We start from the raw sequence: 11,225 nt of genomic DNA, 5'->3' as shown, positions 1-11,225 counted from the left end.
GCGCAGATGAAGAAGGAATCGAAGAAGAAGTAGTGGATGAGAATAATAGCACAGAAGAAGAAGGAATCGAAGAAATAGTAGACGAGACAGATAGCACAGATGAAGTTGTAAGTGATACGAAAGATGTTAATAGTGAAGAGGCTCTTGAGAAAGTCATTTACGATAACTATCAATCTGTTTTCAGTCTTTATGAGCAGTTAATTAACTATAAAAGTTTATACATTTATAGTGTTCTTGAAAACCCTGAGTTAGATTCTGCAACAGAAGTAGAAGAAGGAGCGGAAGAGGTAGATCCCGTCATCAATGAAGCCACAACAGAGGTAGAAGAAGGAACGGAAGAAGTAGATCCCGTCATCGATGAAGCCACAACAGAAGTAGAAGAAGGAACGGAAGAAGTAGATCTAGTCATCGATGAAGCGGCAACAGAAGTAGAAGAAGGAACGGAAGAGGTAGATCAAGTCATCGATGAAGCGGCAACAGAGGTAGAAGAAGGAACGGAAGAAGTAGATCCCGTTATCGATGAAGCCACAACAGAGGTAGAAGAAGGAACGGAAGAAGTAGATCTAGTCATCGATGAAGCCACAACAGAAGTAGAAGAAGGAACGGAAGAAGTAGATCTAGTCATCGATGAAGCCACAACAGAAGTAGAAGAAGGAATGGAAGAAGTAGATCCCGTCATCGATGAAGCCACAACAGAAGTGGAAGAAGGAATGGAAGAAGTAGATCCTGTTATCGATGAAGCGGCAACAGAGGTAGAAGAAGGAACCGAAGAAGTAGACTTAGTAGTGAATGAGGATGTAATAGAAGTAGAAGAAGGAACCGAAGAGGTAGATTCAGTAGTTGATGAAGGAGTGAAGGAAGAAAATGATACAACTAATACGGAAGTAGAGCTAGGTGCTGATGCTGAGACTGACGTACAAACGAGCACGAGTGTAAAATATGAAGGTACTTTTGATAAGTTAGTTGGTTATTATGAGAAAGTAAAGACAGCTTACTCAAACTTTATCTCTTTCTTAAAATAATGTAAATGGATGAGGAATCTTAAAAAAGATTCCTCTTTCTTATGGAAAAACACTGGGACTTATGTAAGTAAGTTACGTTTACAATTGGAAAGAAGGCAGGACTTCGTATCAAACTTATGTACCTTGTAACACCCTGATTGTTAATGCTACCGTGTATAAGTGTAAAAGCTTTTTATACACAATTCGACCATATACTAGGAATAAAAGGAGAGGTTTTATTCTATGCTTCATGTTCTAGTAGCTGATGATGACGATAATATTAGAGCGATTATAGTTCATTACTTAAAAAAGCAAAATTTTAACGTGGTTGAAGCGAACAACGGGAGAGATGCGGTAGCTCTCGCACTAGAAAAACAACTGGATATGGTTATTTTAGATATAATGATGCCTGAAATGGATGGATATGATGTTTGTCGAGAGATTAGAAGAGTGTCGAATGTCCCTATTATTATGTTAACAGCAAGTGGGGATGAATTTGACCGAGTTCTTGGTTTAGAGCTGGGGGCAGATGATTACATCATCAAACCTTTTAGTCCAAGAGAACTTGTCGCTCGAATTAAAGCCATTTTAAGAAGAGTGGACTCTACAAGTAGTAGAGATGTAGTAAAAGAACAGAGCTTTACATATGATTATGGAGAAATCAAAATTGATGTTGATCGGAGAGAAGTAATCGTTAAAGGGGAGAACGTGACTTTGAGACCAAAGGAATTTGATTTATTGGTCCACTTGGCTAAAACGCCTGGTAATGTTTATAGACGAGAGACCTTACTTGAACACGTTTGGGGATATGACTTTTTTGGCGATATCCGTATAGTCGATGCTCACGTGAAGAAAATTAGACATAAATTTAAGAAAATTGGTTGTAATGTGCTACGTACGGTTTGGGGTGTCGGTTATAAATTTGAAGTGTAGCTGTCTTCTAAAAGAAACAGATGATGTGACTAGTTGGTGGCCAAGTTACATAAGAGCTACCTGAGCCCCGAAGAGTCTGCTGCAAAAAGCTGTATGGACCGAGTGTTTGTTACACTCGGTTATTTTTTGACCGTTTATCTAGGTTGAAATCCCGCAGTGAACGTAACGGGGTTTCTAAAAGCGGTCCGTTCATGATAATCATCATCTTGTTTTGCGTGAATAGAGTGTCGTGTAAATCATCCGCAAAGAGAAGTTAACTTAGAGTAGCTAGGGGCGCGCCTTTTTGCTCGTTTTTTTAACCAAATGTAGGATTCTTGATAAAATGATCATAGTTCAGGCTCTACAAAAGGTGTTCAAATGTTGTATAATTTATACACATAAGATGGATGTAAAAAATTGGAGGAAATAACAATGATCTCATGGCTTATTCGCAAGCGAAAGATAACCATCCTTTTTTTCATTATGTTTACTTTAGTAGGGGTACTTAGCTTTCTGCAGTTGCCACAAAGAGAGATACCTGAAATCAGTCCACCTATTGCTCAGATTACAACGGTCTATCCTGGGGCTTCAGCTGAACAAGTGGAGCAAAATGTAACGAATCAGATAGAAGAGCAATTAAAACCATTGAATGAGATCGCTTCTTTAACATCGGTCTCCAGTCCAGGAATCTCTCTCATTACAGTCGAGTTAGAGGATGGTGTCTCATCGGATCAACTTTGGAATGAGGTAAGACAGCGAGTGACCGATGCGTCTGCGGGGTTTCCAGAAGACGCGATGGCACCACAGGTTAATAGCAACCTAAGTATACAAGGGTTAGCCACTTACCAACTGACCTTAGATGACGCCACTCAATTGACAGCGGTGAATGAGTTCATTGATCGTTGGAATAAGCGTCTGATTCAACTTGATGACATCACGTCCATTGTGGCTCAAGGAACATTAGATAAAGAGATTTTACTAGAATTAGACTATGAAAGACTTGAAGAAACTCAGATTTCGGTGAATCAAATTATTGGAGTTTTAAATGGGGAGATGACGACGATCCCACCAGGTGAGTGGCAGACAGAGGCTTATCATTATCGAATCGAGCTTGCCACCTATGATTCCCTCTCTGATCTTGAAACATTGCCTGTTGGTTTTTCGGAAGAAGCAGGTGTGATCACGCTGTCAGAGGTGGCAACGATCAAGGAAACGTTTAGAGCGCCAACAGAGCAAGTAACATTCAATGGGGAAGAAGCCATATCGCTTACGTTTTATTTAAAAGCAGGAGCGAGTGTCACCAAGTCACAAGCGGCTCTTGATCCATTTGTTGATGAGATGCGAGCAGATCTACCAGACGGTGTTGAGATGACTTTGTTGTATTCGCAAGCGGATTTAGTCGATGAATTGTTTAGAGATTTAAGCATTTCCTTTGCCATTGCGGTGATTTCCGTTCTATTTGTTTGTTCCCTTGGATTGAACATTTCGACGGCATTTAGTGTGGCGCTTGCCATACCGGTTTCGCTTAGCTTAGGAGCGATTGTTTTTCCGTTTACGGGTGTGGATTTAAATCAAATTTCACTCATTGCCATTATTATCGCGCTTGGAATTTTAGTCGATGATGGAATTGTTGTGAATGAGAACATCGAGCGAAGATTACGCCTTGGCGATAAGCCGCTTGATGCGGCTATTAACGGAACAAAAGAAGTAGCGGTTTCAGTCTTAACCTCAACGCTTGTGGTCGTATTTACGTTCTTGCCTCTTTTGTTATTACCCGGGCAAGCAGGTTCGTTTATTAGACCGTTGCCCGTTGTCTTACTTGCAACGATGGTTGCTTCAACATTGGTGGCGCTGTTTTTAATTCCGACATACAGGTCGCTTCAGGAAAATAAAAGATCGAAGGGCACAGAAAGAAAGCCAGCGGGATTACTTGGGTCTGTCTTTGATAAGGGGGCGAGATTTTATAGCCAGAAAATGATGACCAAAATTAGTCGTCGTCCTGTGCTAACAGTCGTCGTAGGGTTTGTCATAGGGACAGCAGCTTATGCGCTTATCCCGTTTATCCCACTTGAGTTTTTCCCAGATACGGACCGCGCAGAAGTTTTTGTGGAGATGAAACTACCAGAAGGAACGGCTTTAACAGAAACAGAACGACAATCCAATGAAGTTGAAGCGTTCTTGGCTAATATGGAATATGTAGACTCTGTCTCAACCTATGTCGGAACCAATATTCCTCGTTTATTTGGACCTGGCGGAGGCGGAGTTTCTGGAGACAACGTCGCGAATTTCTTTGTCTTTATTGATCAAGATAAAATCACGACCCGCGATGCAAGAGATCGTTGGAATGATATTCTTCAAGCGAATTTCCCGGATAAAACCTTTACGGCATCAATGATTGAATCAGGCCCACCAGTTGGGGCGCCCATTGCGATTCGAGTTAAGGGGGAATCGATGGATCGCTTAACCGAGATCGCGGAAGAGGTGAAGAGAATTCTATCATCAACAGAGGGTGTGAGCACGGTTGATGATGACGTAGGTGCGCCTCTTCAGACGTTGAAATTCACTCCAATTCGAGAGGAACTTGAAGCAAGTGGCTTGTCCAGCGCGGACTTGGCTCAAGCCTTGCGTCTGATCGGAGACGGAATCCCACTTGGGCAACTTCAACAAACGGATGAACTCGTTGAGATGAGAATCAAGTTTGCGATCGATGAGCCGCTTTCGGAGGAATTGCTCGAACGTATTTATCTCCCGACATCTAGAGCAGGGATGGTTTCATTAAATGAAGTGGTGACACTTGATGAAATCATTTCGCAACCACGAATTCCTCACCGAGATCATAATAGAACGATTACAGTAAGAGCCTATCTGGCAGGTGATAGAAGTTCAGATGAAATCCTTGGTGATGTGAGAGAGCAGCTGCAGGAAGTGGTTGCAAGTGATACTGGTTACTCCGTCGACATCGGAGGAGAAACATCGGCAAGAACCGATGTATTCATTGATATTGGTAAAATCTTTATCGTCGTTGTTTTCTTCATTTTAATGGTCATTGCGATTCAATTCTATTCTTTAACGATGCCTATTTTAATAATGAGTACCGTATACTTAGCGATTGCCGGTGCCTTACTCGGATTATTTGTGACGCAAACTGGACTTGGGTTCATGTCGATGATGGGAGCCGTTAGTTTAGCCGGGATCGTCGTTCGTAATGGGATTGTGCTCATTGAGTTTATCGAACAACGCCGGAAGGAAGGCTCTGATGCGGTAGAAGCCGTCATCGCAGCTGCTGAACAAAGGTTCCGCCCCATCGTTCTAACCACATTGACGTCCATAGCAGGTTTATTACCGATCGCCCTCGGAAACAGTACGCTGTTTAAACCTCTAGGAATTGCCATTGTGTCAGGATTGATTTTTTCAACGCTACTAACATTGTTCATTGTGCCAGCTCTTTATATCGTGCAAACGAAATGGCGGAGAAACGAAAGTTAGTTTGAAGGAGACGCCCCTCTTTGTAGGGGACGTCTTCTTTTTTTTTGTGTGTACGAGAGCTCCTATAAAACTCTTCATACGGGGAATAAAGTCAAACCGATTTAGGTACAGCAATGGAGGTAAATAAAGATTCGTAAACGGGAATTCAAAGTAGTAAGCGTGGCTCTGAACGAAGAATGGTAGGGGCTCACTTAAAATGGTAGGAAGTACAATTAGATCGGTTAAAAAGACCTATCTTGGTCAAGCTGAACTTTGTTGGTTAATGTTGGATATTGTTGAAAATTATGTGTTTTTCCTATAAAATTACGTAACAAGATAAATACACGTTTAAGTAGATAAAGGCAAACTATTTGAAAAAATAGGATGAAAAACCTAGGCGCTAAGGGTTGGGTGATATCCAAACTATGTTAGCCTGGTTACCAGATCATCGTTATGGATGTAACGACTTGGCTATTCCTATTTAAGGGGATAGCTTTTATTTTCCCCTTAAAAAACGACCTGATAAATGGTTTGAATTTAGAAGTTGTTGCAGAAGGCGTAGAAACAAAAGAGCAACTAGACATTCTCCGAGAAAAGGGCTATGACCAAATCCAAGGATATTTGTTTAGTAGACCCGTTAAGAAAGCCTAGAACCTCAGCTGATAAAAATGCTAAAATAATAGATACACTAGAGAACAAAGAAACAGGAGATGACAAAAATGATGGAGCAACTTAGCTTGTTTGGCGATTTTGAGCCAGAGAAAAAAGACGTCCAAGACACGAAACAAGCACCTGTAACGGAAGCAACGAACCCAAAGAGCACGTCAACCTTTGCGCCACATCATGAGTCGATCATCGATTGGGTTAAAGAGGGCTATACCGTCAAACAAATGTGTGAGATCCTCATTAAACATAAAGGATTTTCCGGCGAAACGTATAGCCAAGGGACTCCGAAAATCTACCCTCAACTGATGATGTACTTAACCGAACTGGAAGAGCAATCGGTTGTAAAACTAGCGAAGGTCGACCCCGCAGGCCATGGGGATTTTATTGACTATGATGATCAATATGTCGGCCGGAAATGCGATGCAATTTTTACGATGGCGGAGGAAGGAAAGTAGCCGGTAGGAGGGCGAGAGTTGCCGGATTGAGAGTGGGAGTTGCTGAAAATAGAGCGAGTTGCTGGAAAGAGAGCGGAAGTTGCCAGAAAGCGAGCTAGAGTTGCCGGAAAGAGAGCGGGAGTTGCTGGATTGAGAGTGGAAGTTGCCGGAAAGAGAATGAGTTGCCGGAACCTCTCCACAACCTGCACGCCAAAGGGAAAACTCCCGTGACCAAAAGGTTATGGGAGTTCTTTTTTGATAAAATCAGGTACATGTTCTTGAAGGAGAATTTGAAATTCAGGATATGGCACCTCCTCAGAATAAAAACCAATTATATAATCCCCTCGATCATGAGAGGTAGAGGCTTGTTTGAGGATTTCATCAATCTCATCAGCGGCCTCGAGCTTTATTGCGTCCGGCCTGTCGGCAAACGTCGCCTCTAAGTCATTTTCACGGACGAATGTATACAATTCTCGCTTATCTGGGTTCTTTATGACATACGCATGGGTAAAATCGTCTGCCGTGAAGCGAGCTTGAGCGAGAAGACCTCGTTTGTCTAACCAAGCTTCAATTTGCGTGTACGATTTTTTCCAAGAGACCCGAAGCGTTTTTCGGTCTGGCCATTCATACTCAATGTCTGACCACCAAAACCTTTTATCGAGAAATGTCTCTAATGACTCGTTTTCTACATCGGCTTGAAGCCATTGATGGAACTCCTCGATGTCTTCGCGATCAGTTAAGATGACTCGATCGCCATTTTTAAAAGCATAAATCGTGATTCGGTCAAGGTGGGCGATATCTTCGTCGCCTAACTTTAGGACCGGATTTTGATTTTGCATGTATTCTTCAGATTCGATAATATCTCGGTAGAGCTTCTGGTAGGTTTGAATCGGAATAGAATATTGCCTAGCAAGCTTGGATCCGTCTTTCAACTCATACTGAAGCGCTATGGAGTTTCCGGGTTCGGAACTTGCTTGAAGCTGATTTTTCTCTTTGATGATTTGTGCATGTAAGCTGTTGATTTTCTCAATTAATTCTTTGTCCTCGTAATAAAAGCTCTGCTTCACATATTCAATCGGTCGGTCCACATCAGGATAATCGGCAAACTCCTCCTCGTTGAATTGATAAAGAGAGTCACCAAAATAGATTCCTTGAACGTCTTCAACGGATGGGATGTTTTTTTCATAGCCAAACATATCGATTTGAAAAGCCAGCCCTAATATCGTCACAACGACCATGTAGACGACATAGCCCTTCCATTTGGCAAACACTCTCCACGTTTTTTCTAAAATCATCATCGAGAGGACGTAACCAAGAATAGAGGCGGTCACATATCCAAAGATAATCCAGCCATTGGCCCCATGCATGTCTCCAAAATAGAGCCCCCCAACTAACATCGTACAGAACGTTACCCCATATTTAAAAACAGGACGTAACGCTGGAAAAGCAATGGCTTGTGTAGCGGTTTCAACATGTCTTTTTTGATAAGCAAGTAAAGCGGCAAGATAAAAGGCAATGATGAGTCCCACGTATATAAGGATTTCACTAATGGTAAAAGGAACGCGCTCGAGCTCCATAAGTCGTACAAACGGAATAACCGTCTCTAATTTTTGAGTTAAATAATAATTAGACGTAAATCCAAATAAATAAAAATCTAAATTAGCAGAAAAGAGGACGACCACACCAACAGGGAACACAAAAAGAATATACGTAAGAGCTCCTTGTAAAACCGACATCCCTGTGAACATCCCGACAAACACACCTGAGACAAACACAAAGACATTAAACAGGGTCGTGGTCCCAGCCCAACTTAAAATAGAAGAAAAGGACAATAGTTCCTCATAAGGTAAAAATGAACCCAATCCTAGTAAAATAGCAGCGACAACGAATACAGGTAGAATGAAGACAAGCAACCCAAATAAAAGATGTTGGTTAAATAAGAGCCCTCTTTTAATAGGTAAGCTATGAGTGAAATCACTAGAAAGCTTCACTTGAATGTAACGAAAGAGAAAGATAGCTAGTAATACAGGGAAAACAAAGGTTAAGATCACCTGAAAATCCTTCGAAAGTCCAATTAATTGATCGGGTATTTGATGATAACGATAGTGATCCTCGTTCGTATAAGCGAGCAGAAGCTGTAACGGCATGGCAAAAAGCAAACAGACTAAATAGCCTAACCCAATCCATCCGACATGACGGATGTTCTGAATAAAGATCCCCTTATTAAACAATAATGTTTTCAATCTCATAGCCAACATCCCTCATTTCATAGATAAATATTTCTTCTAGAGTTAATGGCAGTAAATCAAAGATGGCCGGCTGGTGCTCTTGTACATGATCGTGAATCTCACTTTCTTTTCCTCGCACGATATAAAGAAGAACACTGCCTCGCTCTTCTTTGTAAAGGACCGGAACATGCTGAAGAAACTCAGCTGGTATTCCTTGTTTGAAAGCGACTTGGATTTTATGAACATCTGATTTCAAATCATCCAAATCCTTCTCAATGATGATTTTTCCCTCATGCATAATCCCGACATTGTCGCAAAGGTCTTCCACCTCTCGTAGATTATGAGACGAAATCAAAATCGTCATTTCCCGCTCGGCCACATCTTGGATGAGAAGGTTTTTGATTTTTTGCCTCATCACCGCATCCAAACCATCTAGCGGTTCATCTAAAATGAGAATCTCCGGCATCGTTGATAGCGTCAGCCAAAACGCAACTTGACGCTGCATTCCTTTTGAAAGACGATGAATTTTTTTCGTTACATCGATTTGAAACACTTGCTTTAATGTTTGATAGCGGCCCTCATTCCAAGAAGGATACACCGATTGATAAAAGGAAGCAGCTTGCTGAATCGTGGTGTTCGGGTAAAAATACAAAGAATCCGCTAGAAAAATCATTCTTTTTTTGATGTCCTCATTTTCAAAGACAGGTTGCCCAAGAATTTGAATGTCACCCGAACTTGGCTTGTAAATCCCGGCGAGCATTTTTAAAAGAGTCGTTTTTCCAGCACCATTTGACCCAAGCAACCCGTAAATCGAACCCTTTTTGATATGAACCGTTACCCCATTTACGGCTTCCATTCCCTCGAATCCTTTGCGGAGATCTGTCACATTAATCATCTTGGTTCCCTCCTTTTGTCGACTGTTCAGCCTCCGTAATTAAAGAAAGGATTTCCTCTTTATCGATTCCAAGGTAGAGCGCTTCAGACAATAACTTAAGCAATTCTTGTTTCAATTTGATCACCTTCTCGTTATTTGTGGTTGTAGCTTGAGGAGCAACAAATTTTCCTTTACCAGGAATGGAGTAAATATACCCTTGATTTTCTAACTCACGATATGCTTTTTGAATCGTATTCGGATTAACGGTTAACTCTTGGGCCAGCACTCTTACAGAAGGAAGCTGTTGGTCTGGCTGATACACTTCATGGATGATGAGTTCCTTCCACTTCTCAACTAACTGTTCATAAATAGGCACTCGGCTTCTGATGTCTAGTTGAAACATATAGGCCTCCTTTCAAACTAACGGTTAAATTGTATTAACTGTTCTAACTGTATTATTTAATATAATACGGCATTGGTGAGATTGCAAGATGTAAATAACTAATTTTGGAAATGTTTTTAGGCAGAGGGAGGTGGGCTCAAACTAAAATGAACAGCATACCTAATACCATTTTCAATAGACCGAAATAAGTGAAAAAGTGACTGATAAAAAAAGAGAAGATGACCGATATACTCATTGAAGAGACCGATAAACCGTAAAAAGTGACCGATAAAGACATATAAAAGACCGAAACGAGTTCATTCGCTTCGGCTTATATTCGACGCTAAAAAAACAAACCAACTCTCATTGGTTTGCTAGATCAACTAATTTATCCATTCTTCTTATGCTCCACACTGCGAACATACTGGAAGTGGTGGATGCTTTCTGGCAGCTTTAATATGGAGTGGTTTACGGTATCAAGCTTGTTCTCAACTCGGTGAAGCAGGTAGAGTGTGACGATGACCGGGAAACCAAACTCACTCAAAAGCGGAAGCCACATGTCCATTTAAACATTTCCTCCTTTTTAAAAAAGGAGGAGGGTAGCCTAACGCCTCCTCCTTCTACGTAAATTAGATTTCCATTTCTTCAACCGTGCGATCGACAATGCGTGCGGCTTTTTTAGCTACGATTTCACCGCCACTTGAGACAAATGTATTTTGTGCAACAATGGAATCCATTGCGGCGCTGATTACGAGGGGATTTGCAGGGTAAACAGGGTTGTCAAGTGATAGTGTGACATTGGCACCCATCTCGTTTTCGAAAATCAATTCAAGTCGTTTGCTCATAAGGGTTCCTCCTTTCTAAAGTGGTCGTTTTAGGCCTTACACTAGGCTGTGAAGGTTTGTACGCTCGGCTTTCATGAGCGTCCATTCTTGAAGTGGCGTTAACGCATTGACGACAGCGGTAAGCTGTTGGTCGGTTGCCGTTGGCTTGATGTTACTAAAGCTCTTTGTCTTTTGAATGTCCTTCCCATCTTCGTCGACTCCACCTGAGAAAATCAAGACTAAGCGAGAGTTGATTAGCATGCTAGCACCTCCTTTCACTTTGTATATATAAGGGAAGGAGGAATATGTCTTAGTTGATTTTAAAAAAATTTCAAATCGCTAGGTACTAAGCTCTAAAAAGAGGTCAGACCTAAGTCGTTTTTTTGTCAAAAAACGGGGGGAATTGTGGTATTTGCTCGGATTGCATCGAATTTTTTTG

At 41.5% G+C, this 11,225-nt stretch carries 10 protein-coding genes, 1 pseudogene and 1 riboswitch; of the genes and pseudogenes, 5 read left to right on the top strand and 6 right to left on the bottom strand.

Features of this window, described 5'->3' with window-relative positions; genetic code table 11:
- The 5 genes and pseudogenes from PQ474_RS09305 to PQ474_RS09285 form a co-directional block, all read left to right on the top strand.
- Positions 1 to 1,022: pseudogene (locus tag PQ474_RS09305) on the top strand (hypothetical protein); the annotation flags it as partial.
- Between the two features lie 222 nt (positions 1,023 to 1,244).
- Entirely contained in the window at positions 1,245 to 1,934 is a 690-nt protein-coding gene (locus PQ474_RS09300) for a response regulator transcription factor (protein ID WP_273842265.1), read from the top strand.
- A gap of 411 nt (positions 1,935 to 2,345) precedes the next feature.
- Positions 2,346 to 5,399 (top strand): efflux RND transporter permease subunit, encoded by a 3,054-nt coding sequence (locus PQ474_RS09295; protein ID WP_273842264.1) that lies wholly within the window; start codon positions 2,346 to 2,348, stop codon positions 5,397 to 5,399.
- 330 nt (positions 5,400 to 5,729) lie between these two features.
- A riboswitch (cyclic di-GMP riboswitch) is annotated at positions 5,730 to 5,823 on the top strand.
- Between the two features lie 8 nt (positions 5,824 to 5,831).
- The gene (locus PQ474_RS09290; protein ID WP_273842263.1) at positions 5,832 to 6,029 is read left to right on the top strand and encodes an EAL domain-containing protein; all 198 of its coding nucleotides are present in this window, start codon (positions 5,832 to 5,834) and stop codon (positions 6,027 to 6,029) included.
- A gap of 68 nt (positions 6,030 to 6,097) precedes the next feature.
- Positions 6,098 to 6,499 carry a DUF3895 domain-containing protein gene (locus tag PQ474_RS09285; protein ID WP_273842262.1) on the top strand — a complete coding sequence of 134 codons (402 nt, stop codon included), beginning with the start codon at positions 6,098 to 6,100 and terminating at the stop codon, positions 6,497 to 6,499.
- A 218-nt stretch (positions 6,500 to 6,717) separates the two neighbouring features.
- Here PQ474_RS09285 and PQ474_RS09280 read toward each other — a convergent pair whose 3' ends face one another.
- From PQ474_RS09280 to PQ474_RS09255, 6 genes are all read right to left on the bottom strand, one after another.
- Positions 6,718 to 8,727 carry a DUF6449 domain-containing protein gene (locus PQ474_RS09280; RefSeq protein WP_273842261.1) on the bottom strand — a complete coding sequence of 670 codons (2,010 nt, stop codon included), beginning with the start codon at positions 8,725 to 8,727 and terminating at the stop codon, positions 6,718 to 6,720.
- Positions 8,702 to 9,601, bottom strand: a complete 900-nt coding sequence (locus PQ474_RS09275; protein WP_273842260.1) for an ABC transporter ATP-binding protein — start codon at positions 9,599 to 9,601, stop codon at positions 8,702 to 8,704. The genes PQ474_RS09280 and PQ474_RS09275 overlap by 26 nt, the downstream gene beginning before the upstream one ends.
- Positions 9,594 to 9,983 carry a GntR family transcriptional regulator gene (locus PQ474_RS09270; protein WP_273842259.1) on the bottom strand — a complete coding sequence of 130 codons (390 nt, stop codon included), beginning with the start codon at positions 9,981 to 9,983 and terminating at the stop codon, positions 9,594 to 9,596. Before PQ474_RS09270 ends, PQ474_RS09275 begins: the two co-directional genes overlap by 8 nt.
- Positions 9,984 to 10,350: 367 nt before the next feature.
- Positions 10,351 to 10,527: a YvrJ family protein gene (locus tag PQ474_RS09265; protein WP_273842258.1), complete on the bottom strand. Its 177-nt coding sequence runs from the start codon at positions 10,525 to 10,527 to the stop codon at positions 10,351 to 10,353.
- Positions 10,528 to 10,591: 64 nt separating this feature from the next.
- Complete coding sequence (locus PQ474_RS09260) at positions 10,592 to 10,807, bottom strand: DUF2922 domain-containing protein (RefSeq protein ID WP_273842257.1); 216 nt, start codon at positions 10,805 to 10,807, stop codon at positions 10,592 to 10,594.
- Between the two features lie 36 nt (positions 10,808 to 10,843).
- Positions 10,844 to 11,047 (bottom strand): DUF1659 domain-containing protein, encoded by a 204-nt coding sequence (locus tag PQ474_RS09255; RefSeq protein ID WP_273842256.1) that lies wholly within the window; start codon positions 11,045 to 11,047, stop codon positions 10,844 to 10,846.
- Positions 11,048 to 11,225: the final 178 nt, after the last annotated feature.

The sequence above is a fragment of the Halalkalibacter alkalisediminis genome (assembly GCF_028610705.1).
GTDB classification, from domain to species: Bacteria; Bacillota; Bacilli; order Bacillales; family Bacillaceae_D; genus Halalkalibacter; species Halalkalibacter alkalisediminis.
The sequence above is the reverse complement of the archived record's forward strand: the minus strand, read 5'-3'. Positions and strand labels throughout refer to the sequence as shown.

Excerpts from the sequence above, each read along its gene's own strand:
- PQ474_RS09300 (WP_273842265.1), top strand. The coding sequence starts at position 1,245 with ATGCTTCATGTTCTAGTAGCTGATGATGACGATAATATTAGAGCGATT.
- PQ474_RS09295 (WP_273842264.1), top strand. The coding sequence starts at position 2,346 with ATGATCTCATGGCTTATTCGCAAGCGAAAGATAACCATCCTTTTTTTC.
- PQ474_RS09290 (WP_273842263.1), top strand. The coding sequence starts at position 5,832 with ATGGATGTAACGACTTGGCTATTCCTATTTAAGGGGATAGCTTTTATT.
- PQ474_RS09285 (WP_273842262.1), top strand. The coding sequence starts at position 6,098 with ATGATGGAGCAACTTAGCTTGTTTGGCGATTTTGAGCCAGAGAAAAAA.
- PQ474_RS09280 (WP_273842261.1), bottom strand. The coding sequence starts at position 8,727 with ATGAGATTGAAAACATTATTGTTTAATAAGGGGATCTTTATTCAGAAC.
- PQ474_RS09275 (WP_273842260.1), bottom strand. The coding sequence starts at position 9,601 with ATGATTAATGTGACAGATCTCCGCAAAGGATTCGAGGGAATGGAAGCC.
- PQ474_RS09270 (WP_273842259.1), bottom strand. The coding sequence starts at position 9,983 with ATGTTTCAACTAGACATCAGAAGCCGAGTGCCTATTTATGAACAGTTA.
- PQ474_RS09265 (WP_273842258.1), bottom strand. The coding sequence starts at position 10,527 with ATGGACATGTGGCTTCCGCTTTTGAGTGAGTTTGGTTTCCCGGTCATC.
- PQ474_RS09260 (WP_273842257.1), bottom strand. The coding sequence starts at position 10,807 with ATGAGCAAACGACTTGAATTGATTTTCGAAAACGAGATGGGTGCCAAT.
- PQ474_RS09255 (WP_273842256.1), bottom strand. The coding sequence starts at position 11,047 with ATGCTAATCAACTCTCGCTTAGTCTTGATTTTCTCAGGTGGAGTCGAC.